Here is a 24,403-nt window from a genome sequence, read left to right on the forward strand (position 1 = left end):
AAGCCAACTTCATTGCTGGTCGTCAAGAGAGCGAGCAGGAACCATTATCCATGCGAAAAAAGACTTTGTCTGCAACTGAAGCGCCTCTGAAAGAGTCGCTTGTCATCTTATTGGGGCAGCAGGCGGGGCTCGCCGTTTTCCAGGGCATACGGAAACGATTTGACAGGGACGAACATGGATTCGCGGGCCATCACATACCGCGGGTCCGTGTCTTTGGGCACATTCGCGCTGGGATTGTTCCGCAGAATCGTGGCGATGTCGGCGGCATAGTCGATTCCCACTTCTCCCTGCGCGTTCATGATCAGCGGCAGCAATTGATTGGTTACCATGCTGTCGATCTGCACCTCTTTGGTGCCGAGAGCCTGAAAGTCAATCAGATAATAGCCGTTGCCCAGGTCCTTTCCCAGCGGCAGTTTGCCAAAATTGTCCCGATACCGGTTGACGGCATGCTGCACATCCGCCACTTTGCTCACCATGCCGAGGTGAATCAGCTTCACGGTCGGCTTCCAGTCCACATCGATCAGGACATATTTATAGAGGCCGCCCTTTTCGAAGGAGTTGGCGGGCGCATCCGGCAGGTACCGGGGCATCAACCGGGAGAAATCTATTTCATATTTTTCGAAAATGGGAGTATCCAGCGGCTTCGTCGCAATCGGCAGCACGCCGGTATCCTTCCTGTATTGCTCCACCGCTTTCTGCGTCGCCTCCAGATAAAACGTGCTGGGCACCTGGTTTTCCAGCCTGCGCTCATTCGGGTACAAACACCCCGTCAGGAGGGCGGCCAGCAGAACCAGGAGAAGCCCTGGCAGGGCATGGCGGCGTATCTCCCGTCCCGTACGCTTCTTGTCAGCTACCATAGATCATCCTCCTCGGCGCGCTGGCGCTCCAGCGCCGCCTGAACCACCGATTTCAGCTTGTTTTCAGGGATGCGCAGGGTGCAATCCTGGTCCGTAGTCTTCGCCTGACACGCCAGGCGCACCCCGCGGTTCAAATCGTCCTCACTCATGATCCGCTGCTCCAATGCAGTAGGCGGGCCCAGCCTGCCTTCCTCCACGATGACCTTGCACATCAGGCAGGAGGCATGGCCGCCGCAGCGCTGCGGGATCACGACGCGATTGGCCTTGGCTGCATGGATCACCGTCTGGCCGGCGCGCACCTTGATCGTTTTGCCGGCGGGCAGAAATCGAATCTTCGCCATGGTGCTCCCTCCGGTTAGTATGGGGAATGGACGAGCGTGATGTTTCCGGGGGCAGTCACCTGGATCTGGCAGCCCAGACGATATCCTTCCGCCCGTTCTGCCTTGCGGAGGCGCAGCTTCTCCGCCTCGGTGACCTCGTTTAAACATTCCGCCCCTTCCACCACGCGGGTCCTGCACTGGGCACAGATGCCCCGTTCACAAGCGTATCCCCATGGAATGTTGTGCGTTTTGGCAAGCGTCACGATGGTGGTATCCCGTACCGCTTCTATTTGAAAGGTCCCTTTCCTTGAAGTAAGCGTCAACATCGCCATTGCTCCTCCTATGCAAACAACACGACCACAATCATGCCGAATATGAACAGCAGCAGCAGGAATGCGACGGTTTTCAGCAGAAAACGGAGCAGCCCGTTTTGCAGCTTCCGCGCGTACAGTACCAGAAAGTTGCACACAAACATAAAAAAAATTGCTAACAACGAGATATTCATCTTCGTCATGGGATCGATCGTCATCTTTCCAGAGCACCCTTTACCTGATTTCTCTATATCTCCGTCATTATAGCATACTTTTCGGGATACGAACCTAGTTTCGGGCAGACGCATAGACTATCGTGATGATTCGCCTATGGAGGGAGAATGATGAACAGTCGAAAATGGCGCAACCCCTACAGCCCGCTCGCAAAAAAAGCCGGTAAGGCTGCTGCCGTACCTGCGGCTGCCGTACCCGCCACAACCGCTTCCCTGTCCGTGCCTGCCCCAAAATCCTTGTCTGTCCTTGATTTGCGCTCATCCGTCTCCCGGATGCGCAACAATATCAAGGGGATCAGCAGCACGATCAGGCAGATGGAAGAAACCATGGATACGCTCTACGGAGCCATGCAGATGGTGGAATCGTTGGGGAGATCTTCCGCCAAAACCGGAGTCGGTCAGCAGCCCAGAGACGGCAGCGATCGCGGCCAGGCCGCGTCCGAAGAGGCGGACAATCAGCAGGAACCCGCAACCAACAGCAATCCGCTCGCCAATATCGATATGAACCAGCTGTTGAACCTGCTTCAGTCGCCGCTCGTGCAAAGCCTGCTGAGCCAGCACACGGGCGCTGCCGCCAAACGAAAAAAAGAGGGATGACCTCCCTCTTTTTTTCTTGTTCCTGTAGGCCAGCCATGTCCCTGTAGAGCCATGATTGTTCCTAGTCTTACTTTATGAAGAATTCAGTGCCTTGTAACGGTCATAATCGCCCATTTCTTCCCCGGCCTTACAAGAGTTTCTTGAGCGACTGCATGTTGTGGATGTCGATCTGCTTTTCACGGAACATCTTCAGAATCTGTTCTTCCTTTGCTTCCGACAGGGTCGTGCCGCTCATGGCCGCCAACGTTCTCAGCAGCTGCCGCACTTTCTCCTCATCCTCAAAGTCGCTTTTTTTCATCTGCCCGGCCAGCGCCCGCAATTGACCCTCGTCCACGTTCGGATTTCCTTTTGCCCGCAGCTTGTCGAGAAACAGGCGGGACACGCTTTTGCTCATGAAAACTCCTCCTCAGCCCGATAGGTTTCTCCCTATCGTATGAAGGAGCGCGGGAAATGGTGAGTTGTTTCTCAGCGGTTGAACCCCAGGTCGCCCATCTCGAACCGGCGGTCGCGCCCCATCAGCTCTTCCACGCCTTGGCGCGGCGACTTGCCTTCGAAAAGGATCCCGTAAATCGTCCGGGTAATCGGCATGTCAACCCCTTCGCGCCGCGCCAGCTTCTCCGCGGCATGGGTCGTGCGCACCCCTTCCACCACCATGCCCATCTGCCGCAGAACGTCATCAAGCGGCATGCCTTGGCCCAGCATGTAGCCTGCCCGCCAGTTGCGGCTGTGCTTGCTGGTGCAGGTGACGATCAGGTCGCCCACCCCGGCCAAACCCAAAAAAGTCATGGGACTGGCTCCCAGCTTGATGCCGAGACGCGTGATTTCGGCCAGTCCCCGGGTCAGCAGGGCCGCCTTGGCATTGTCCCCGAAGCCAAGCCCGTCCGACAAGCCTGCCCCGAGCGCGATGATGTTCTTCAAGGCGCCGGCAATCTCGGCACCGATCATGTCGGCATTGGTGTATACCCGGAAATAGGGGGTCATGAGCAGATCCTGGGCGGCCAGCATGCTCTTCTCGCAGTCGGATGCCACCACGACGGTCGTCGGCGAGCGCAGAATCACTTCTTCCGCATGGCTTGGCCCGGTCAGAACGGCAAGGCGCTCTCCGATGGCGGCCGGCACCTCTTCCCTGATCACCTCGGACATGCGCTTTAAACTCTCCAGCTCAAACCCCTTGGTGGCGTGGATCAAAAGCACGTCCGGCTCCAGCAGGTCAGCCAGACGGCGAACCACCTCCCGCATGGCATGGGAAGGCAGAGCCAGGATGACCGCTTTTCGGCCGGATACGGCCTCTGTCAGATCGCTGGTTGCCGCAATGGCGGGGGAAAGTGTCACCCCCGGCAGGTATTTCTCATTGGCGCGTGTGGTTTGAATCTCTTCGGCAGCCCGGGGATCCCGGACCCACAGCGTTACCTGATGCGCGTTGTCGGCGCAGACGGAAGCGAGTGCCGTCCCCCACGTCCCTGCCCCGATCACTGCCACTTGCATGCTCAATCGCTTCTCCTCCACAACTTGCTTATTTCAACGGTCTGGATGACGGGTCTCCCAGCTTGCGCTCCTTTCCCGCCAACAGGTTGCGAATGTTGGAATAATGGCGGACATAGCCCAGCAGGGTGACGAACAGGCTGACCCCGAACAACGCAGCATCGCCGGTAAAGATCCACAAGGTGACGGGGAGCGCCGTGACGAACACCAGCGATCCCAGCGACACATAGCGGGTGACGAGAATGACAAGCAGGCAAAGGATGCCGCTCACCACAAACGCCTTCCACGACAGCATCAGCGCCACCCCAAGCGTGGTGGCAATCCCCTTGCCGCCGCGGAACTGAAAAAAGACCGGCCAATTGTGCCCGATGATCGCGAAGATTCCCGCAAAAGCAACAGCAACGGTACTGCCCCCGGAGAGGTACCAGGCGATCTGCATGGCGGCCATCCCTTTGAGCATATCCAGCACCAGCACGACAATGGCCGGGCCTTTCCCCAGGACGCGCAGGGTGTTGGTGGCTCCGGCATTGCCGCTGCCATGGGCGCGGATATCAATTCCGGCCAGTTTTTTCGCGATCAGGTAGCTGAAGCTGATCGAGCCGATCAAATAGCTGATCGCCGCGGATAAGACGAACTCCATCGCTTTTCCTCTCCCTATGTTTTTTTGCGTGTCAGGATACGGATGGGCGTTCCTTCAAAGACAAAAGCCTGGCGAATCTTGTTCTCGATGTATCGCTCGTAGGAAAAGTGCATCAATTCCGGATCGTTGACGAACAGGATGAAGGTAGGCGGCTTGACGGCAGCCTGGGTCGCATAATTGATGCGCAGGCGTTTCCCCTTGTCCGTCGGCGGCGGCGCCATGATCTGCGCTTCGTTGATCAGTTCGTTCAGCGTCGACGTCGGCACGCGCATCGCATGGGATTCCGCCACCTGATTCACCTTGGGCAGAATGGTGTGGATGCGCTGCTTCGTCTTCGCCGACACGAACAGAATCGGCGCATAATCGAGGAACTTGAATTCCTCCCGGATCTCTTCCGTGAACCGATTCATCGTCTTGTCGTCTTTTTCGACCGCATCCCACTTGTTGACGACGATGATGACAGCCCGGCCTGCCTCATGGGCGTAGCCGGCGATCTTCTTGTCCTGCTCGATGATGCCTTCTTCCCCGTTGAGGACGACCAGCACCACGTCGGAATCCTCGATCGCCTTCATGGCGCGCATGACGCTGTATTTTTCGGTCGACTCGTACACTTTTCCCCGTTTTCTCATGCCCGCCGTATCCACGATTACATATTCCTGGCCGTCCCGGGTAAACGGCGTATCGATCGCGTCGCGGGTGGTTCCGGCGATCTCGCTCACGATCACGCGCTCCTCGCCCAAGATGGCATTGGTCAGGGAGGACTTGCCCACGTTGGGGCGGCCGATGATGGAGACGCGGATGACATCGTCGGCATCGTCGTCAGTTTCCACCGGCGGAAAATGCTTCGTGATCTCCTCCAGCATATCTCCCAGGCCCAGGCCATGGGCGCCGGAGATGGGAAACGGCTCTCCCAGACCCAGCTGGTAAAAGTCAAACGCTTCCAGGCGCATGTCCGGGTTGTCCAGCTTGTTGACGGCCAGCACCACCGGTTTGCCGGTCCGGTTCAGCATGCGTGCCAGCTCCTGGTCCGCATCGGTCACTCCCGTCCGGCCATCGGCGATCATCAGGATGACGTCCGCCTCATCGATGGCCAGTTCGGCCTGGTATCTCATTTGGGTCAGGATCTCATCGGTCTCTCCGAATTCAATCCCTCCCGTGTCGATCACGTGAAAATAGCGATTGAGCCATTCGCCTTTCCCGTACAGGCGGTCGCGCGTGACTCCCGGCTTGTCTTCCACAATCGCAATGCGTTCACCCACAAGCCGATTAAAAATCGTGGATTTCCCCACATTGGGTCGTCCCACGATCGCTACAACAGGCAATCCCATGGTTGTCAACACTCTCTCTCATCTTTCGTATTTCGTAGCTATCATACCATACACTCTTGATGGCGAACAACGATGAGCGTTCGATTCAGGCAGGAACGTTCACCGGTGAGCATTGGTTTTGGTACGCCATCTCCCCCAGGGCAAAATTACCGCGCGCAGGGAGACGATTCCCCTGTACAGAACTGCCCAAACCGCCGCTGCCGCCATCCAAAGCGGAAGCGCGGTCCACAGCAGGTCCTGGGCATATCCGCCTCCGATGACGCACTCCTTCAGTTGGGGCAGACAGCTGAGCATGTACAGCGCGTCGGCGAGCGGAAGCCCGATCAGGACGATAAACAGCTGCTCGCGCCAGTCTCTCGTCAACAGAAAAAGGAGAGCCAGGAGATACAGCGGCAGGAGAAGCGTTTCGTCAATCAGCAGCAGCACCGGATCCCAAAACAGCAGCTTCCGGGCGGCAAAGAGCGCAAAGACCGTGAACACGGCGGCTGCCAAGCTGCAGCCGCGCTTGTATCCGGACAGTCCCGTCCAGATCCAGGCCGCTGTCAGCAGCGGGAGGATCGTGCCGCTGACGGTAATGGCCACCGGCGGAAAAGAGAGCTTCCAGTCGGTGAAGGAACCGAGCAGATAGAGCGAAACCACCGCCAGCGCCTGGGTTCTTGTCAGATGGATGCCGCGCAGCTGCCGATCCAGGATTCCCATCCAGAGCAGCCATAAGAGAGACCATTCGAGGATCAGCGTCCGTATTCCGTCGTTCATCTCGATCTCCTCTGAAGCCAGAATCTCTTCCAAAGTATGCCCCAACCGGCCGGATTCATAACGCCCCGAAGAATTCGTCCCCCCGCCGGGCGTATGGTCTGCAGTCGATGCCGCGCATCCAGGCCCAGAGCGCTGTCTCGCCCGTAATGGTCAAGGGGCGCAGCCGCAGCTCTTCCAGCCGTCTCGTTCCCAATGCCGTCATGGCTACCTTCATCTGATGGTGAAACAGCTCGACCGCCTCCATGCAGGCATCCAGCGGCTGCGTCTGAACCATCTGCAGAAAGTAACCCGCCACTCCCACGGCCGATGCCCCCAGCGCGATAGCCTTGCACGCATCCAGTCCGTGCCGAATGCCGCCGCTCGCGATAAAATAGACATCAGGCCGCGCGCACGTTCCTGCTTCCAACAGGCTCTGCACGGTGGTGAGCCCCCACTGCTCAAACATGGCCAGCGGCTGCGGGCTGCGCCTGTTCTCGATGACGGCAAAGTTGGTCCCGCCGGAACCGCCCAGGTCAATCATGCGGATCCCGGCGTCGATCAGCTGCCGGATGCTTTCGCGGGCCATGCCGAACCCCACTTCCTTCACGATCACCGGGACCGGAACCGCTTCGGCGATCTGCCGGATATGCTCCAGGTAACCGGTAAAGTCGCGGTCCCCTTCCGGCATCAGCAATTCCTGCATGACGTTCAGGTGGATCTGCAGCGCATCGGCTTCCAGCATCTCCACCGCCTTGATCGCCTGTTCCACCGTTGCCTCCCCCCCAGATTGGCAAACACGACGCCGCGAGGATTGACCTGGCGAACCACCCGATAGCTGTCGGCAAGCGTCGGGTCTTTCAATGCGGCCATCTGGGAACCGACTGCCATCGCCAGCCCTGTTTCGCGCGCCAGCGTCGCCAGCTTTCGGTTCACCTCGGCCGTCTTCGGGGAGCCTCCGGTCATGGCATTGATCAGCACCGGTGACGACAGGGTCAGATGATGCAGCCTGGTTTCCAGCGATATGTTACCATAAGATATATTCGGTAAACTATTCGGCAAAAACTGAACGTCCTGGAATCCCTGTTTTCCCGATTGCCCTGTCGCCAACGCCTGCTGGACATGCTCCCATTTGCGCTCGGATCGGCTCAACTGTTTCTTCTCCTTTCACCATCCATGAAAAAAAGGATACGCTCCATGCGTATCCCCAGTGTGCAGACAAAGTCGGTCGATCATGGGTAATGGTTCCTGCTCGCTCTCTTGACGCCCCGCGAGGAAGCGGCCGTGTCCGCTCCGAAACGCGACGCGGGCAGGGGGCTCAACATCTGGGCGTCTCAGGGATGTGAGACTCACGCCCCCTGTGACCCCGCGTCTTTGTTTCTCTGCTGAGCCGGTCGTCAAAGGAGCTCGCCTGGCCCCATTCCTCCATGCCCCAAACAGACGTTTGTCATCAGTCTGGGGATACGCTTCATGCGTATCCCCTCTCATCCTATGGTTATTTCAATCTGTCTTTCAGGTCGCCAAACAGGTCGCCGAGCGTGACGCCAAGCGGCTGGTTATTCTCCTGCTGGAACGCCTGCTGCTCGCGGCGGTTGGCGCGTTCCACTGCGGCGGTGCGGTCTTCCTCCAGCGCCCGGATGCTTAAGCTGATCCGCTGCTCGGACGGCAGGACGTCCAGAATTTTTACCTGTACTTCCTGCCCTTCTTTCACTACCTCAGCAGGCGTATGGACATGCCGGTTGGCCAGTTGGGAGATGTGCACCAGCCCTTCGATGCCGGGTGCCAGCTCCACGAATGCCCCGAAGCTTACCAGACGCTTGACGGTCCCGGTCACCACGTCGCCTTTCTTGAACTGCTGGCCCGCCAATTCCCACGGTCCTGGCTGGGTTTCCTTGATGCTCAGGCTGATGCGTTCGTTTTCCTTGTCAACCTTGAGGATTTTTACCTTCACTTTGTCGCCTTCCTTCACGACATCGGAAGGTTTCTCCACGCGGTTCCACGCCAATTCCGAAACGTGCACCAGGCCGTCAACGCCCCCGATATCCACGAAGACGCCGAAATCGGTCAGGCGCTGAACGGTTCCCTCGATGACCTGGCCCGGCTGCAGATTTTCCAGCACCTGCTGCTTCTGCTTCTGCGCCTCGCTCTCCAGCACCGCTTTATGGGAGAGGATCACCTTGTTTTTCTCTTTGTCCATCTCCACGACCTTCAGCGTCAGCGTCTTGCCGACGTAACCCGAGAAGTCCTCCACGAAATGGCGTTCCACCATGGAAGCAGGCACGAAACCGCGCAGGCCTACATCGACCACGAGACCGCCCTTGACCACCTCTTTGACCGGCGCCTCGATGATCTCGCCCGATTCCATTTTCTGTGCCAGTTCTTCCCAGGCCTTCTCTACGACGAGCGCTTTTTTGGAGACAACCAGCTCTTCTTTGTCGTCATTTATTTTCAATACCTTCACGTCAAACTCGTCTCCCACGGAAACGACGTCAGACACCTTGTCAACATGAAGACCTGACAGCTCGCTGATGGGAATCAGGCCGTCATACTTATAGCCCACATCGACCAAAGCCTGCTTTTCCTCCACTTTGGTTACCTTTGCCTTGACAACATCCCCTACAGAGATTGTTTTAATGTCTGTAAGGCTTGTCGTGTTGCTCGTTTCTTCCACCATGAACAAAACCTCCTTAAGTACCACCCAATTCCTATGCTGACGGGATATGAAGCGGCGATAATATATATGGTAATCACTGCCCGGAAGCAATGATTAGCTGACGCAGCCCGTAATTCAGGCAAAATTAGTATTCTTCCAGATCGGTAATTCCATACTTTTGCCCCTTGCTTTTCCAAACCTCTATCTAAGATGTATATTGATCCATCAGTTCTTTGATGCGCTGCATGATCAGTTCCGTCGTTTCCTTGAGGGTTTCGGAATCGGTCCTGCCTGCCCGCTGTGCGCTCAAGTCGATCGGGCGGCCGAACACCAGCTTCACCGGCCGGAACAACCGGTACGGTCCGATGATGGCCACCGGAATGACAGCTGCATCCGATTTCAGGGCAAACATCGCTGCACCAGGCATCCCCTTGCCCAATTCCCCTGTCCGGCTTCTCGTCCCTTCCGGAAATATTCCCAATATTTTCCCTTCTTCGAGAAGTTTCAGGGTTGTGCGGATCGCGGAACGATCGCCCGCACCGCGTTTTACCGGAAACGCCCCGAACTGCGTGATGAGCGCAGAGAACACCGGAATCCGGAACAGTTCTTCCTTGGCCATGAAATGGACGACCCGATTGCAGCCGGAGCCGACGAGCGGCGGATCAAGAAGACTGATGTGGTTGGCACAGAGGATTACGGCGCCTTCCTTAGGTATATGTTCGACACCGATCACCTGCCAACGAAAAAATACCGCGAACAGAAAACGGAACAGCCTGTAAAAAATCCGATACAAGGTCACTTGGCCTCTTCACCCGTCCGCTTGCAGATTTGGAGGATATGATCCACCACGTCTTCCACAGAGCGTCCTGTGGTATCGACCAGCACGGCGTCTGCCGCCTGGCGCAGGGGAGCCACTTCACGCTCGCTGTCGCGCCGGTCGCGCTCCGCAATCTCCGCTTCCAGTTCCTCCACCGTGGTCGCATGTCCCTGGGCCATCAGTTCGGCGAATCGGCGCTTGGCCCGCTCCCGGATCGATGCGGTGAGAAATATCTTCACTTCGGCATCGGGCAGCACATGGGTCCCGATGTCACGCCCATCCATGACGACATTTCCCTGCTCCGCCATCCTGCGCTGCAGGATCAGCATCAGGCTGCGCACCGCGCCGTAACTGGCCACGATGGACGCGTACCGGCTCACCTCGGGCGTGCGGATTTCGCCGGTCACGTCCGTGTCGTTCCAGAAGACGCGCTGTTCGTTGCCGCTGCGTTCCAGCCGGATCCGGTTGTGCTGCAGGAGAGCAGCCACCGCTTCTTCATCCTCGACGGATATTCCCGCCTGCAGCACCGCCCAAGCCAATGCCCGGTACATCGCGCCTGTATCAATATACACGTAGCGTAAACGGGAAGCCACCGCTTTTGCCACTGTGCTTTTGCCCGCTCCTGCAGGACCGTCTATTGCAATATTCATCTTGTGACCACCTGTTGCCAATATTATGGTACATTGCAAAAACAAAGAAAGCTTCGATCGAAGCCTTCTCCATGAAGCCAGCGCGTCCCTTTGTTGTACAATTCTTGGTTTATCATACCATAAATCGAACAAAGGAGCAAACTTCAAGGCTGCTGCGAGATGCCTTCCAACCGCTCTGTCTCCACCAGCGCGCTCCGAACCGGATCAAAGCCGTACAGGAATTCACTGGCCAGAAGCAGAAGCCCACTGATTGCAATCAAGGCGATGATCCCTTTTTCAATCCGTCCGGAAAACCGCTTGTAACGCTCGTTGTATCGATCCATCCGTCATTCCCCGACGCCTTTTTTGTGCAGTTCCAGTTGCCGCTCATAGCACGCGCGGATGATCTTGGCCTGGTCCCCCTGCGAAATCTGGACGAATTTGACCGAAATCCACTGATGCGTACCGGCTTCCTCCGGCGCTTTGCAGCGGGTAATCTCCCCTTCCGCAAATGCATGGGCGACGCTTCCCGCTTTGCTGGGCAGCGAGAGCCAGATCAGCAGCTTGTCCCCCGGTTTGAACCGGAACTCGGCCGGACAGGTAAAGGCCAGACCGCCGCCGCTTAGATCGGTGGTGCGGGCGAGCAGGTGATAGTTCCGGACATGATCCTGCATTTTGACGGCAATATCCACATGGGTATCCACCCGCAGATAGTTGCGCCGCTGGGTGCGCGTAATCTGGTCGATTGACGCCAGCCTGATCAGCAGCAAACGGATATTCTCCCTGCGTTCCCCGAGCACTTCGGAGTGAAAATGAAATTGGGCCCCGTCTTCCCCGATGTACGATACTTCAATGGCGGTCCCTTCCGGCAGCAGCGCGGTTTTGCCGGTTTCCTCATGGATCGGAAACTCGATCGCCGCCACGTCCCCCTGAACATCAGCCACGCGCGATTTGTATGTATGCTTGCTTGCTGCAGCGTTCTGGCTGGTGATATGTATCCGAAGCATCTGTCCGACTCGCGGTAGCACGATCACGGGTCTTACCCCCTTTTGTTTGCCTGCGCCTAACCATCATTATACACGGTTATCCATGGAAACGGCAAATGGAGGAAGCTCTTTTTCAAAGAACTTCCTCCCCGGTCTTACTTCACGCCCGTATCCATTTTCACCACTTCTTCTTCATCGCCCGTCAGCGCGTTGATGTAAATCAGATACTGGTCGTTTTGAAAGTTTCCCGTGAACTCGTAGCACAGCACTTCCTTGCCGTCATTCTTGCTTTCAATGAGGGCCAGCCGCTGCTTGCTCACGTTCACGTTGGGATTTACCATCTGTCGGGCGCGCTGCATGCTTACTTTCGGTTTGGGAATGGACCGCGGCTTGTGGTTGAACAAGTATTCGGCTGCATGGAAACCGGTCACGTCCCCATTGTCCAGCGCCACTTTCACCGTGACGGCATCCGGATAGATGCGTACGCCGTTGATTTCCGGCACGAACGTAAACACCGCGAGCCCGTCATACACATCGCTTTCCGCCGCGACCATATTGGCATAGCCGTGGGCCCGCAGGAACCGGCTGCCGCTTGCTTCCGCCTGCTGCATCGTCAGCTTTTGTTCCCGGATGTCCCGCTCGCTCAACAACCAGATCACCTTGCCACCGCGTTTCGTCACTTCCAGATTGAGCGGGTTTTTCAGCCTGCTGCCGGTGAACCGCAGGCTGTATGCCGAGTACTCTTCTCCCTTGCCGTTCGAGTCGATCTCCACGTTTACCTCGCCCGGCTTCAGACCGATGAAGGCAAACGCGGCGCGCTTCGCTTCCTCCGGGCTTACTTTCGTGCCGCTTATCCCCTTGATCCGCAGCTTTCTCTTGCCATCTAGGTTTTGAATGCCGGGCCCCCAATCCACCTCGGGGAATTCCTGCACGCGCTTCTCCATGGTCTTGAAACCGTCGATAATCGTGTTATCCTCTTTTTTGTCATCGGAGGCGAGCGCTGTTTCCACATCCATCCAGCGCAGCTTCTTGTCGATGATCTTCGTCTGCACATGATCCAGCTGCTTCTGAATCGCTGCCGCATTGCTGTACAGGCTTTGCAGCGTCTTGTATTCCCGCTGCGAGAGCGGTTCCTTTGCCAAATCCCGCACGGCAACCCGGTAGGAGAAGTCCGCTACCTTGGCCAGAAATTCTTCCGTGTTGTTGAACGGCATCAGGGTAAGCGGCAGCTGTCCGACATCGGACTGCGCCGCATAGGCCAGCCTCCAGACGTTCGTCAGGCAAGGGGTAATCTGCCTGCGGGAATTGACCACGATCGACTTGCCCAATTCGTCGTGCAGCTTGTCAATATGATAGTTCAAATCATGAAAAGCCCGTTGGTACTGGTTTTCCGCCTTGATGAGAATCGAGTTCTTCTCGTTATGCTCCTGATAGCCCCACATACCGGCACCCACCAACGCTACGGCGGCAACCGGAAGTAGAACACGCGCGACAACTCCGTAAATCACCCTACCGCCTCCTTTCAATAATCACCGACAAAAGATGTGCTTGCCGATTTTCTTCACCTGCGGCCTGCTCCAGATCCACTGGGAGGTGGCTGTCGCGGGATTGAAGTAATAGACGCAGCCGCCCGTCGGGTCCCAACCCCTCAGCGCATCATTCACTGCTTTCTTGGCCGACTCATTCGGGTTGAGCCAGATCTGCCCGTCGGCCACAGCGGTGAAGGCACGCGGCTCAAAGATAACCCCCGCCGGCGTATCCGGGAAGTTGGGGCTTTTGGTCCGGTTGAGGATGACGGCGGCAATCGCCACTTGTCCTATGTACGGTTCTCCCCGCGCTTCGCCATAAACGGCATTGGCCATCAGCTTCAGGTCATTGGCAGACAGGCGGGAGGGATGGAAGGTTTTCATCGGTTTTTTCGCCTTGGCAGGCGCGGCATACTCCTGCGGCTGCATCGTATACGCGCTTTCTCCCGTCGGCCATGTTGCCGCCATCAGGCTGGCGGCGCATGCCGCGGCAATCATCCCCGTCAGAACCCTGCCGCTGATGAGCCTGCGACCCGCTTTGTTCATTCGCGATCCTCCCTCAAGAATTTCGGTTGAGCATAGTGTGGATGGAGAAATGGGGCTTTATGCAAAAAAAAGAAGAACCGGCAAGAGCCAGTTCCTTCCTGTCTTATGAACCATCCTCCATGATATGGAAGTGGCGGTTATTGTCGCACAAGCACTGCTTGAAGCCGGTTTCCACTTCGCCGGCCGGCCCCCGCCGACCGCGCAGCGTAAATTGTTCACCACATACATTGCAGCGGATGGTCACTTTGGTTCGTCCGGTTTTTGCCACAGCTCGTCTCCTCCTTACGAGCTAGTGTGGCCGACTTTTCGCCGTTTTAGAACCGAACCGGTGAGCCGACTCCACTTTTTTGAGTCCGAACCACCACAGCAGAAGCATGAACGGCAGGATCACCCATCCCCATTGTTCCACGGTCAGGAAGATGATGTTGTACAGGGCGTGCAGCAGGATCGGGATGAACAGGGAAAGTGCCAGAAAGCGGTGTTTCAGGGCCGGGCGTTCGGTGAACTTTCCTTTTCCCAGATAGTAGCCCATCCAGATCCCAAACAGCGCATGGCTGGATACGGGCAGCAGCGCACGCCAGAAGGCGATGTCCAGGCCGTTGATGATCAGATACAGGAAGTTTTCCAGGGTGGCGAAGCCCAACGATACGGCGACGGCATACACGATCCCGTCATACGGTTCGTCAAATTCCACGTGCTTGTAGGCCGTATGGTAAACCACCAGCCATTTGAAATATTCCTCCACCAGCGCGGATGAAGCGATCGCTTGAAACCATGCGTTGGTCAGGTTCCATTCCGTCTGCATGATATACTGCAGGATCATGATCGGAAAAACAAGCAGGATGCCGAAAAGAAAGGATCGCACCACCATCGAGATCGGTTCCGGCTGCAGGTTGTCGCGCAGATAAAAATAGCTCATCAAAGCAATACCTGGTGCGATCGCCGCACCCACCAAGGCAATCATCGCGCGTATTGCTCCTTTACATGGACTATCAATCATCGTACCATGAAAGGGAGTTTGTTGAAAACCCGCATCAGGAGAGGGTAGGTACTTCATGAAAAAGGTTCTGGTGATCAATACGGGAGGCACGATCGCCATGTCGGTGGACGCGACGGAGAGCGTCAAGCCGATGGATGATCAGGCGGTCGGCAAGATCCTTCCTTATCTACAGCAGTACGCGGATGTCACGATGGACAATTTTCTCAATCTGCCCAGTCCGCATATCACGCCGCAGATCATGAACCGGCTGCGGCAGCACATTGAACAGCAGCTGGCGACCACCCCCTACGACGGCATCGTGGTAACCCACGGCACCGATACCCTGGAAGAGACGGCGTTCTTCCTTGACCTTACTTTGTCCCTGTCCGTTCCCGTGGTGATCACCGGCGCGATGCGCAGCAGCAACGAACTGGGCGCGGACGGTCCCGTCAACCTGATCTCTTCCGTGCGTACGGCCATCGATCCCGCCAGCCGCGACAAAGGGGTGCTGGTCGTCTTCAACGACGAGATCCACGCCGCCCGCCATGTGACCAAAACCCACACGAGCAATGTCGCGACGTTTCAATCGCCGCAGTACGGGCCGATCGGCACCATCAGCAAGAAAAGCGTCAGCTATCACCACGCACCGCTTGAGCGCGAATTTTTCCCGGTGAAGGAAGCCGCTGCCAATGTGCCGGTATTGAAAGCCGTGGCAGGCATGGAAGCCGCCTGGATTCAATTTCTGCTGGAACAGCCCGTCGATGGCGTGGTGATTGAAGCGCTGGGGCTGGGGAACCTTCCTCCCGCGATCGTGCCGACCCTTCGGCAGGTGTTGGACAAAGGGATTCCGATCGTGCTGGTTTCCCGCTGTTTCAATGGTGAGGTGCAGGACGTGTATGATTATGAGGGGGGCGGTCGACAGCTCAAAGCAATGGGCATGATTTTTTCCAACGGCTTGAACGGCCAAAAAGCCCGCCTGAAGCTGATGGTTGCCTTGGAGCAAACGCGTGATCTGGCGGTATTGCGCGGATACTTCGAACGGTAAATAACCCCGCCCACTTGAGCTATGCTTAACCCCAAAAAGTGACGTTAACCTTCGAAGCTTCATCCGGGTACTTTTTGGGACCCCTGAACATACTGGTGTCGGCGGGGGCCTATAAACGGATAAAGTCCCCTTGCGCAAGGGGACTTTTTGCATGCGTTTATTGTATGGGAGGCAATGGATTATACCCAACCGCGGAAACGGGACGCTTCCGCCATTTTCCGCACGCCGACCATGTAGGCGGCCAGGCGCATGTCGACGCGCCGGGTCTGGGACAGGGTGTACACATTCTCGAATGCCTTCACCATCACCTGCTCCAGCTTCGCTTCCACTTCTTCCTCGGTCCAGTAGTAACCCTGGTTGTTCTGCACCCACTCGAAGTAGGAAACGGTCACGCCGCCCGCGCTGGCCAGCACGTCCGGGACCAGCAGAATGCCGCGTTCGGTAAGGATTTTGGTTGCTTCCAGCGTGGTCGGGCCGTTGGCGGCTTCCACGACGATGGAGGCTTTGATGTTGTGGGCATTCGCCACGGTGATCTGGTTTTCGATGGCTGCCGGAACCAGGATGTCGCACTCCAGCTCGAGCAGCTCTTTATTGGAAATGGTATTGGTAAACAGTTTGGTAACGGTGCCAAAGGAATCACGGCGGTCCAGCAGGTAATCGATGTCCAGCCCGTTCGGGTCATAGAGGGCCCCGTAGGCGTCCGAGATGCCCACCACTTTGGCGCCGGCATCGTGCATGAACTTGGACAGATAGCTGCCGGCATTGCCGAAGCCCTGCACCACCACGCGCGCGCCCTCCAGCTGGATGCCGCGGCGTTTCAGCGCCTCGCGAATGCAGATGGTAACCCCTTTGGCCGTAGCCGTCTCCCGGCCGTGCGAACCGCCAAGAGCGATCGGTTTGCCTGTAATAAAGCCCGGCGAATCAAACTCGCGGATGCGGCTGTACTCATCCATCATCCAAGCCATGATTTGCGAGTTCGTAAAGACGTCGGGTGCCGGAATATCTTTGGTCGGTCCCACGATTTGGCTGATGGCGCGCACATAGCCGCGGCTCAGGCGTTCCAGCTCGCGGAAAGACATTTCGCGGGGATCGCAAATGATGCCGCCTTTTCCGCCGCCATAAGGGAGATCGACGATGCCTGCTTTCAGACTCATCCAGATAGAAAGGGCTTTCACTTCATCTTCTGTTACATCCGGATGGAAACGGATGCCGCCCTTCGTCGGGCCGACCGCGTCATTGTGCTGGGCGCGGTAACCCGTAAACACCTTCACTTCTCCGTTATCCATGCGGACTGGGATGCGAACTGTGAGGACGCGCAGCGGCTCCTTCAGCAGCTCATACATCGACTCCGGGTAACCAAGCTTTTCCAAAGCTTCCTTAATGACCGTCTGGGTGGAGACAAGCAGGTTCATGCTCTCTGGTTTGTCCGACCCTTGGGCGCTGCCGGTTACCACTTCGTGTTTTCCCATTATTTACCACCTCAAAATAGTTGTCGGTAAATCCATCGTTTAGTATACACGCTTGTTTTAGGGATGAGAAGATAAAAATTGCGCTTTTTCCTTGTCAAACAGAAGTTGTACGGCACCCAGCGTCCCATTCCTGTTTTTCACCAGACTGAGCGTAATTTCATCCATCTGTTCTCCCGGATACGCCTGGCAGGGTACGGCTTCGTAGCGGATGATGGTATCCACCGCCGCTTCCACCAAAGGCAGCATCTCAACCGAACCGGGCTGCTGCACGGATGCCGCCGTGATCACAGGCGTGTCCCATTGTCTTGACCATTGGTGCAGATGATAGGCGGCCAAGGCCGGATTGCCGTGGATCAGGCTGCCGCTGCCGTCCCGCAGCGCGATGCGGAACAGGTCATCCACGAAGATCACCGGTATTTTCCCGATGGACTGGATGATCCGGCTGATCGTCGCCCCCACCTCCTGCAGGGTGACATCCAGCGTTCCTTCGATGGTCCACATGTGTTTGGCCGTTTCCGCATACTGCTGGGCGGCGGCGTTGATCTTCTCCGGCTCGATCCTGCCCGCCAGCACATCGCGCGGCGGCACCTGCAGCATGCGGGCCATGCTTCGGCACCACAGCTTGTAGGCGGTCATCTCCCACGAGACATAGACAACCGGCACTCCCTGTCCGGCGATCTGGTCGGCCATCTGGCGCAGAAACATCGACTTGCCGCTGGAGACGCTTCCCATCAGCAGGTACAGCCCGGTCGTCAACCCGCCGACCAGCTTGTTGTCCAGGTCGGGAAATCCGCTGGAAATCCCGCCGACCAGCCCTTTTTGCCGTTTCGCGTATTCCTCCGTAAAGACGGTTACACTGCGAGCGTCCGGAAACACAGGCATTTTTAGGTTTTCCGAAACCGCTTCGTTTAATAAGTTCATATACAGGTCGAGCGGGTCCTGCGCCCGCACAAACAGATCGTTCACATCGCGCAGCCCTTCCGGCAGATGGACGATGTATGCTTCTGTCGCCACATTTTCCAGGAGGGAGGCGACCCTGACGCTTTCCCGTCGGCCGGCGTCATCATTCGGGTAGCTGATGAACACCCGTTTGCCGGCAAGGGCCTGGGCATGCTGCTCCCGAAACGGGGAGAATTCCGGCAACGCCACCGCCGGCAGTTTCGCCTGGGCAAGCGAGAGCACGTCAAACACATTGCGCACCAGAATGATATCCTGCGCGATGCCGATGACAGGTTGATTGAAGAAGAGATCCGTGCGGCCGAGCAGGCTCCGGTACTTGGGCTGCCGGTTGTCAATGGTCCGGCCGACCAGATCCATCACCTTGCCGTGCTCGTCCACGATCGGAAAGATGATGCAGTTTTGAAAAAAGCCGCCGAGCATTCCCTTGCCGGCATGAAAGCCGATCTGGGGACGCTCAAAACCGAGCCGGAACTGCTCCACCGTGTCTGCATCAATCCCTCGTGACAGCAGATATTCAAGCGCCTCGGGGGTCATCTGCTTCTCATAGTGACCCACCAATTCATCGAGATCCTCCCAGGAAAAGCGTTTCGCCACCCCTTGGTGTTCATCGAAATGATGTTCTCCCATCGCGGCACATCCTTTCTGCAAGCCGGCTGCCCAGACAATGGAAGCGGGCTTGACGTAATGGTTGGAAAGCGTTATGATCGCTGATGATTTCAGACCTTTCCCGATGAGGAGGTTCCCATGAGTCTGAAAAGAATCCTGTTTGTATTCGCCCATCCTGATGATGAAAGCTTTACCTCGGGCGTCACCATCGCCAAATACGCGCGGGAAGGAGAGACCGAAATCTCGCTGCTGTGCGCCACCCGCGGACAAGCGGGCAAAGCGGGAGACCCCCCTCTCTGCTCGCCGGCCGAACTGCCGCAGTTCCGCGAACGCGAGCTGTATGCGGCCTGCGGGATACTGGGGATCAAGAACGTCGAACTGCTCGACTATGAAGACAAACGCTTGCAGGAGGTACCAACCGGGGAACTGGTCGGACAGATCCAAGCCGCCATCCGCCGCTATCGGCCCCAGATCGTGATCACCTTCCCTCCGCACGGCATCTCCGGACATCCGGACCATCGGACCATCTCCGCAGCGACCGGCCTGGCCGTCACGCAATTGGCGCCGGATGAGTCGCCCGTTCGCAAGCTGTATCATGTGACACTGCCGTCCACAGCACCGTTCGCAAACCGGCATGTGCACACGGATCCTGAAGAAAGCATCACCACCATCATCACCGCACCCGGGTATGTGCCGATCGCAGCCGAGGCACTCCTTGCCCACCGCACGCAGCATCTCTCCGTCGAGCGGGTGTTTCCGGGGGTTACCCAGGGCGATTACGCCAATGTCCGGGACACCAATACCTTTATCCTGGCATGGTGCGCCATTCCCGGTTACCGCATCGCCGGCAAAGAGTCCGATCTCTTCGCCGGGCTGGATACTTCCACTTTACCCTGAAAAACCGGAAAGGGAAATGGCAAAAAAGCGCCCGGCACGCAATATGGCACAGGCGCTTTCTTTATGCAAAATGCTTGCAGATTTCTTTCACGGCATCGTCGGCGAAGATCACCTTCCCGTACTCCTCCAGGACATAAACGGTTGTCGGCGTCGCTTCGCCATACTCCGAAAGGATCGCAATCATCTTCTGATACCTTTCGGGTTCCAGATCCACTTCTTCGAGCACCAGAAAATATTTTCCCTGATAAAAATAGGCGGCTCCCCCATAGGTTAAATAGGAGTTGATCCGGTGCGCGGCTTCTATCATATGCTCAAAGTCACGGAAAGCATAGATTGCCATGTCGCTTTCTTCCAGCGTGACTTCCAACTCGTACACTTCTTCGTCGTACTCTTCTTCCCGATCCGGAGACGAACCGGTTTTACCGCGCGTCACAATCACAACCATCCCTTGTGCCGGCAAGGCGAATACTTCAACGGCGACAGGCCCGGAAACTTCAAAGCCAAGCTCGTGATACGCCTGCTCCATCATGTCGTTGAACAGTTCATGGACCTTCGGAATGTCACGCCACATATCTTCCTTTTCGATCCCACGCTCCGAAAGATCGTCAAACGTTAAGAAGATCCTTATCTTGTCTTGACCAAGGCGCTCAACACGCATGACTGTCCCTCCTCGCCATCCGTCGTATTACAGGTTATGATTCACAGCCTGTAAGGGTTCTCCGCAATTTCCGGCGATTGTACCCGCCAAAGACGCACATTATCAAGGGTTCGTCGCCGTATGCTGCTCGATGTCTCTTTATTAGCGTTATCATATCATATCTGTGGACAAGATCATAGCAAAATAGCCGCCTGTTGTAAATGCGCCCTGAACATTCGACAATATTTGCCGGTCCCGCGCATCCTGCAGGAGGTTGTCGTTTCCTGCGCTTTCCCGGGAAAATTCGGTGGGTGGAAAAATCGCGCATGCATACGCGCCCTTCCAAATACCGATATACTGGATAGCGAGGTGATCATCATGCGAAAAGCGCTGCTCTCTGTATCGGCCTGCCTGCTCCTTGCCGGATGTTCGGCCGGCGGTCCGACCGCCCATCAGGAACCACAGGCCGCAGCACCGGCCGTGCAGCCGAAGGTCGATGGCCATGCCCCATCGGTGACTGCAGGCGGCCGCGCACAACCGGCGCTGCCTCCCCGGACGTCCGCCCCGGCCGCCAACCGCATCCCACCCTCCCGCTACACGATCAACCCCACCAACTACCGGATTGTCAATCCGGCTCAACCGAACGACAAAGTGCTGCTGCTTACCTTCGACGATGGACCCACAGGGGAAGCCACCCGGCAGCTGTTGGATATCCTGGATCGGCATCACGCCAAATCCATCTGGTTCGTGAACGGTTATCAGCTGGGGACGAAGAACAAAGATGGTTCTTATGCGATTCATCCGGATAAAGCCGCCCTGCTCAAAGAGATTCGGCAGCGCGGCCATCTCGTCGGCAACCATACCTGGTGGCACGAAAATCTGCGCCAGCTCCCCCCGGAAAAGCAGCAGGAGGAGATTCTCAGCACCAGCCGCATCATCGAAGAGATCCTCGGGGAAAAACCGGCATATTTCCGCCCGCCCTACGGCGCCTACACGGAGACGTCCCTGGCGGTATGCCGCGAACAAGGCATGCAGTCCGTGAATTGGTCCGTTGGTTCCCTCGACTGGGAAGCAAGCGTGTACAAACAACCAAACGGCATCACCAGGCAGGTGCTGCACACGGTGCATCAGGGCGGTAACATCCTGTTTCACGACCGCGTCTGGACAGCGCGCGAGCTGGATGCCTTGCTGACGCAGCTTTCCAATGAAGGCTATCATTATGTACTGCCTACCGAAGCCCCCTAGCTTTGGTCATTTTTTGCGCCGCCGGTAAGATTCCATCTCCTGCAGGAGGGCCCGGTTGCGCAGAAAGTCCTTTATTTTCGCAAGCAGCAGAATCACGGCCGCCAGCGCGGTCGGCACGGCCAGCTTCACCGTTTGAATAATCAGAAGAAACAAGGCGAAGCCAAACAGCACCGCATGAATCAGCCGCTCGGCGGCAGGCAGGCTTGGACGCAGAAACTGGCGTCCGTGCTCCTTCAGCAGCCCATGCAGCAGATAGCAGGCCGACAGAAAAGCCAGCAGGGAAACGGAGAGATGAACCGGCTTGAACATCAGCATCGCCAGCAAGTCGGTTGCCCGGTTACCGCCAAACAAGTCCTGCGGGAAAAAATCGAGCGCGATCTCCGCGCACAGCCAAGCCATGACACCCATTACCAAATCACGCCAAAAGAGAAACACCCTCTTCGCCCCCTGCGGAATGCTGCCATGGATCGTAACCCCGCCGACTTAAACGAACGCTCTACCCACTCGGCGATAGCTAGCGCTGTGCCGAGTGGGTGCCCTCTCTGTGCCGAGTGGGGGCCCTTGCTGGTGTCGGCGTGGGCCCCCAGCCTTTCCACCCTCGCTTTATCCCTTTAAAGGACTTAGACCTTCCGATAAACCAAAAAAATAACGTCACTCCTTATTTCGCCTTGGAACGACGCTGTTATCATGCTTATGCACGGGGCATGGCAGGTATGCGCACGGGGGAAGAAGCTTCCTCCAACAGCCTTTTATGAATCCAGACAGCGGCCTGCACGCCATCCCCCATGGCGATGGCGACCATTTGGGAATGGGCGACGATATCTCCCACCGCCCAGATGTTCCGGTAGCTGGTCTCCTTCGTCCTCGGATTTACCAGGACGTGGCCGTTCGGGAGCATTTCTACCGGGAAACGATGCAGCAGCCGTGTGTTCACCACGGCGCCCGGAAAGGCCACAAATCCCCTTTCTGCCGCCAGCATCTCGCCGTTTTCCAGATGAACCGCACGGAGATGCCCATCACGATGTTCAATCCGCTTGACCGCAGCCGCCACCATGTCGATACCGCTCTCTTCGAGCCGCGCGGCCACCTTGGGTGAAACCGGCTCATCGGTATGATTGATCACCGCAAGCCGATCCGTAAAGTATCTCAGTACGAGCGCCAGGCCGGCTGCCTGCGGACCGGCGCCGATCACAACCGTCCGCCGGTTTACCGTCTCATAGCCGTCGCAATCCGGGCAGATAAACAGCGTTTCCCCCAGGCAGTCATGCAGCCCGGGAATCCCGGGAAACAGATCGGAGATTCCTGTGGCCAACACGATGGTCTTCGCTTCGATCGGCGTTTCCGTTGCGGTGACGTCGACGAGAAACATCCCCTGCTCATTCTGCCGAAGATCGGTCGCCTTCGCCGCAAGAAAGCGCACCCCCAGCCGTTTGGCCTGTTCTTCCCCGGCCGCCCGCAGCTGCCGGCCGCTTGTACCTTCGGGATATCCCAGGAGGTTGCGGTATCTTCTGGCGATAAGCGAGCGTCCCTCCCCGTCATCCACAACCAGGACGGTGCGCAAACTTCTGCCCAACTGAATGGCTGCCTGCAGACCGGCGATACCGCCTCCGACCACTACCGTATCAAAGTGCATGGGCATCCCACCTTGTGTTGTTCTCACCAGATAGAATGCCCTGGAGAAAGAGCTTCCATTAACGGGATGGCAAAGGGATGTAAATCACCGTTCCCACAGCCAGCTGCGCGTTGCTGTCCATCCCGTTGTAACGGGCGATCGCGGCTGCCCCCTTGTTGTTTCCGTAGTACTGCCGCGAAAGCTTGTAGAGGGTGTCACCCTGTTTGACCACGTAACGGATCGCTTTCGGTTTTGTCGTGGCGGCCGTCTTGGGGGTGGGAGCCTTTGCCGCGGCACTGCCGGGCGCTCCCGCTACCTGAGGGGACGAGGCTTCCTTGCTGGCGGGCAGTTCTGCCGACTGTGCCACTTTCCCCTGCTCCCCGGTTTTGGCTGCCGGTGCCGCCGAGGTGGTCACCTGTCCGCCGGGGGATGGCGCAGGCGCCGGCGGTAGTTGAACCTCTGCCGGTCTCACCGTCGGGGGAGCCTCCTTGCTCACCACGTTCGCCGGAGGCTGGACCCGATTGGCCTGCAGCAGTTCCAGGGCAACCAATCCCACAAACAGGGTCCCGAACAGCACAAACCCCCATTTCACCAGTGCGGCGTAGGAAATCGTGGGTCGCCGGGAATGGCGCAACTTGCGCGAGAGCAGCTGCTCCTGTCCGGGCAGATCATGGGAGGAAGCATCCCCCCTCTTTGATGCATTCGGGGTTGGATTCACCTTATCCACTCCTTTCGTTTGGGTTTACCAATCGCAGATAAAGCGCCAGCAAAAAGTCGATCATGGCATGGGCGGCAACCGGGGCGAGCAGTCCGCCGGTGAAGGAGAACAGCCATCCCAGCAGCAGGCTGGTCAACAGAACGCTCAGCATCAAGAGCGGCTTGCGCAGGTAACGGTAATGGACAATGGCAAACAGCACGCTGGTCCATCCGTTGCCCAACAACGGCTGCAGCACACCGCGGAACAACCATTCCTCGCTCAGCCCCACAAACAGACATAGCCAAAAAGTGGACCAAATAGAAAGCCCTTGAAAGATTTTTCGGCTAATCTCGCCATCATCCTGCCAGCGTGCGGGAAGAAAATGTTCCATCCCGATGCTGCTCCCCACAACGAGCACGATCACGCCGATCACGTAGAGGAACTGCGCCCCATGCGGAAGGCCCAACAGCCGGACCGTGCCCGACAGACCATGCAGCCACAAACTCCCCGCCATCGCGCTGACAAGGAGGATCCCCTGCGACAGAAGCAGATTGAACCGCAAGATACGCTCATCCAGACGGCGCAGGCGGTCGTCCATC

Annotated in this window: 29 protein-coding genes and 1 pseudogene; 4 read left to right on the top strand and 26 right to left on the bottom strand. The window is 57.3% G+C overall.

What is annotated here, in order from left to right; genetic code table 11:
- Positions 1–107 precede the first annotated feature (107 nt).
- From G3578_RS05240 to G3578_RS05255, 4 genes are read right to left on the bottom strand one after another with little or no spacing between them, the layout of a single operon-like run.
- Positions 108–857, bottom strand: a complete 750-nt coding sequence (locus G3578_RS05240; protein ID WP_241254477.1) for a hypothetical protein — start codon at positions 855–857, stop codon at positions 108–110.
- Positions 851–1,198 (bottom strand): 2Fe-2S iron-sulfur cluster-binding protein, encoded by a 348-nt coding sequence (locus G3578_RS05245; RefSeq protein ID WP_165209592.1) that lies wholly within the window; start codon positions 1,196–1,198, stop codon positions 851–853. The genes G3578_RS05240 and G3578_RS05245 overlap by 7 nt, the downstream gene beginning before the upstream one ends.
- A 14-nt stretch (positions 1,199–1,212) precedes the next feature.
- Positions 1,213–1,503 carry a 2Fe-2S iron-sulfur cluster-binding protein gene (locus tag G3578_RS05250; protein WP_241254478.1) on the bottom strand — a complete coding sequence of 97 codons (291 nt, stop codon included), beginning with the start codon at positions 1,501–1,503 and terminating at the stop codon, positions 1,213–1,215.
- A gap of 14 nt (positions 1,504–1,517) precedes the next feature.
- Positions 1,518–1,706: a DUF2768 family protein gene (locus G3578_RS05255; RefSeq protein WP_165209598.1), complete on the bottom strand. Its 189-nt coding sequence runs from the start codon at positions 1,704–1,706 to the stop codon at positions 1,518–1,520.
- Between the two features lie 126 nt (positions 1,707–1,832).
- Here G3578_RS05255 and G3578_RS05260 point away from each other — a divergent pair, with 126 nt between their 5' ends.
- Positions 1,833–2,318, top strand: a complete 486-nt coding sequence (locus G3578_RS05260) for a hypothetical protein (protein WP_241254479.1) — start codon at positions 1,833–1,835, stop codon at positions 2,316–2,318.
- A 127-nt stretch (positions 2,319–2,445) separates the two neighbouring features.
- Here G3578_RS05260 and G3578_RS05265 read toward each other — a convergent pair whose 3' ends face one another.
- From G3578_RS05265 to prsW, 15 genes and pseudogenes are all read right to left on the bottom strand, one after another.
- Complete coding sequence (locus G3578_RS05265) at positions 2,446–2,712, bottom strand: stage VI sporulation protein F (protein WP_165209604.1); 267 nt, start codon at positions 2,710–2,712, stop codon at positions 2,446–2,448.
- Between the two features lie 71 nt (positions 2,713–2,783).
- Positions 2,784–3,803, bottom strand: coding sequence for an NAD(P)H-dependent glycerol-3-phosphate dehydrogenase (locus G3578_RS05270; protein ID WP_165210216.1), 1,020 nt, complete (start codon positions 3,801–3,803; stop codon positions 2,784–2,786).
- Between the two features lie 28 nt (positions 3,804–3,831).
- Complete coding sequence (gene plsY / locus G3578_RS05275) at positions 3,832–4,440, bottom strand: glycerol-3-phosphate 1-O-acyltransferase PlsY (RefSeq protein WP_165209607.1); 609 nt, start codon at positions 4,438–4,440, stop codon at positions 3,832–3,834.
- A gap of 14 nt (positions 4,441–4,454) precedes the next feature.
- Complete coding sequence (gene der, locus G3578_RS05280; RefSeq protein WP_165210219.1) at positions 4,455–5,768, bottom strand: ribosome biogenesis GTPase Der; 1,314 nt, start codon at positions 5,766–5,768, stop codon at positions 4,455–4,457.
- Between the two features lie 99 nt (positions 5,769–5,867).
- Positions 5,868–6,524: a YphA family membrane protein gene (locus tag G3578_RS05285; RefSeq protein ID WP_165209610.1), complete on the bottom strand. Its 657-nt coding sequence runs from the start codon at positions 6,522–6,524 to the stop codon at positions 5,868–5,870.
- Between the two features lie 55 nt (positions 6,525–6,579).
- Positions 6,580–7,652 (bottom strand): annotated as a pseudogene (fni, locus tag G3578_RS05290) (type 2 isopentenyl-diphosphate Delta-isomerase).
- Positions 7,653–7,995: 343 nt separating this feature from the next.
- Entirely contained in the window at positions 7,996–9,174 is a 1,179-nt protein-coding gene (gene rpsA, locus G3578_RS05295) for a 30S ribosomal protein S1 (RefSeq protein ID WP_165209613.1), read from the bottom strand.
- A gap of 184 nt (positions 9,175–9,358) precedes the next feature.
- Positions 9,359–9,952, bottom strand: coding sequence for a 1-acylglycerol-3-phosphate O-acyltransferase (locus G3578_RS05300; RefSeq protein ID WP_165209616.1), 594 nt, complete (start codon positions 9,950–9,952; stop codon positions 9,359–9,361).
- Positions 9,949–10,620: a (d)CMP kinase gene (cmk, locus tag G3578_RS05305; protein WP_165209619.1), complete on the bottom strand. Its 672-nt coding sequence runs from the start codon at positions 10,618–10,620 to the stop codon at positions 9,949–9,951. Before cmk ends, G3578_RS05300 begins: the two co-directional genes overlap by 4 nt.
- Positions 10,621–10,763: 143 nt before the next feature.
- Entirely contained in the window at positions 10,764–10,943 is a 180-nt protein-coding gene (locus tag G3578_RS05310; protein ID WP_165209622.1) for a hypothetical protein, read from the bottom strand.
- 3 nt (positions 10,944–10,946) lie between these two features.
- Positions 10,947–11,633, bottom strand: a complete 687-nt coding sequence (locus G3578_RS05315; RefSeq protein WP_346773961.1) for a flagellar brake protein — start codon at positions 11,631–11,633, stop codon at positions 10,947–10,949.
- Between the two features lie 107 nt (positions 11,634–11,740).
- Entirely contained in the window at positions 11,741–13,093 is a 1,353-nt protein-coding gene (gene ypeB, locus G3578_RS05320) for a germination protein YpeB (RefSeq protein ID WP_165209625.1), read from the bottom strand.
- Positions 13,094–13,114: 21 nt separating this feature from the next.
- Positions 13,115–13,579: a cell wall hydrolase gene (locus G3578_RS05325; protein WP_481752721.1), complete on the bottom strand. Its 465-nt coding sequence runs from the start codon at positions 13,577–13,579 to the stop codon at positions 13,115–13,117.
- A gap of 181 nt (positions 13,580–13,760) precedes the next feature.
- Positions 13,761–13,925 (bottom strand): hypothetical protein, encoded by a 165-nt coding sequence (locus G3578_RS05330; RefSeq protein ID WP_165209631.1) that lies wholly within the window; start codon positions 13,923–13,925, stop codon positions 13,761–13,763.
- Between the two features lie 21 nt (positions 13,926–13,946).
- The gene (gene prsW, locus G3578_RS05335) at positions 13,947–14,621 is read right to left on the bottom strand and encodes a glutamic-type intramembrane protease PrsW (RefSeq protein ID WP_165209634.1); all 675 of its coding nucleotides are present in this window, start codon (positions 14,619–14,621) and stop codon (positions 13,947–13,949) included.
- Positions 14,622–14,712: 91 nt separating this feature from the next.
- On the opposite strand from prsW, the gene G3578_RS05340 reads away from it, so the two are divergent.
- A complete protein-coding gene (locus tag G3578_RS05340) occupies positions 14,713–15,681 on the top strand; it encodes an asparaginase (protein WP_165209637.1) in 969 nt (322 codons plus the stop codon).
- A 179-nt stretch (positions 15,682–15,860) separates the two neighbouring features.
- Here G3578_RS05340 and G3578_RS05345 read toward each other — a convergent pair whose 3' ends face one another.
- Together G3578_RS05345 and G3578_RS05350 are read right to left on the bottom strand one after the other, a co-directional pair.
- Entirely contained in the window at positions 15,861–17,093 is a 1,233-nt protein-coding gene (locus G3578_RS05345) for a Glu/Leu/Phe/Val family dehydrogenase (RefSeq protein ID WP_206529520.1), read from the bottom strand.
- A 114-nt stretch (positions 17,094–17,207) separates the two neighbouring features.
- Positions 17,208–18,737, bottom strand: coding sequence for a DnaB-like helicase C-terminal domain-containing protein (locus G3578_RS05350; protein WP_165209643.1), 1,530 nt, complete (start codon positions 18,735–18,737; stop codon positions 17,208–17,210).
- Between the two features lie 117 nt (positions 18,738–18,854).
- Between G3578_RS05350 and G3578_RS05355 the strand changes: the two genes are divergently transcribed.
- Positions 18,855–19,613 (top strand): PIG-L deacetylase family protein, encoded by a 759-nt coding sequence (locus tag G3578_RS05355; RefSeq protein ID WP_165209646.1) that lies wholly within the window; start codon positions 18,855–18,857, stop codon positions 19,611–19,613.
- Positions 19,614–19,674: 61 nt separating this feature from the next.
- On the opposite strand, the gene G3578_RS05360 is transcribed toward G3578_RS05355, so the two are convergent.
- A complete protein-coding gene (locus tag G3578_RS05360) occupies positions 19,675–20,271 on the bottom strand; it encodes a genetic competence negative regulator (RefSeq protein ID WP_165209648.1) in 597 nt (198 codons plus the stop codon).
- Between the two features lie 357 nt (positions 20,272–20,628).
- Here G3578_RS05360 and G3578_RS05365 point away from each other — a divergent pair, with 357 nt between their 5' ends.
- Positions 20,629–21,495, top strand: coding sequence for a polysaccharide deacetylase family protein (locus G3578_RS05365; protein ID WP_165209651.1), 867 nt, complete (start codon positions 20,629–20,631; stop codon positions 21,493–21,495).
- Between the two features lie 6 nt (positions 21,496–21,501).
- Here G3578_RS05365 and G3578_RS05370 read toward each other — a convergent pair whose 3' ends face one another.
- From G3578_RS05370 to G3578_RS05385, 4 genes are all read right to left on the bottom strand, one after another.
- Positions 21,502–21,930, bottom strand: a complete 429-nt coding sequence (locus G3578_RS05370; protein WP_165209654.1) for a hypothetical protein — start codon at positions 21,928–21,930, stop codon at positions 21,502–21,504.
- 256 nt (positions 21,931–22,186) lie between these two features.
- Entirely contained in the window at positions 22,187–23,128 is a 942-nt protein-coding gene (locus tag G3578_RS05375) for an NAD(P)/FAD-dependent oxidoreductase (RefSeq protein WP_165209657.1), read from the bottom strand.
- A 58-nt stretch (positions 23,129–23,186) separates the two neighbouring features.
- Complete coding sequence (locus tag G3578_RS05380) at positions 23,187–23,825, bottom strand: LysM peptidoglycan-binding domain-containing protein (protein WP_165209660.1); 639 nt, start codon at positions 23,823–23,825, stop codon at positions 23,187–23,189.
- Between the two features lies 1 nt (position 23,826).
- On the bottom strand, positions 23,827–24,402 hold the full coding sequence (locus G3578_RS05385; RefSeq protein WP_165209663.1) for a CPBP family intramembrane glutamic endopeptidase: 576 nt from the start codon (positions 24,400–24,402) through the stop codon (positions 23,827–23,829).
- Between the last annotated feature and the right edge of the window lies 1 nt (position 24,403).

Origin of the sequence: Brevibacillus sp. SYP-B805, assembly GCF_011059135.1 — a bacterium.
Taxonomy (GTDB): Bacteria; Bacillota; Bacilli; order Brevibacillales; family Brevibacillaceae; genus Brevibacillus_F.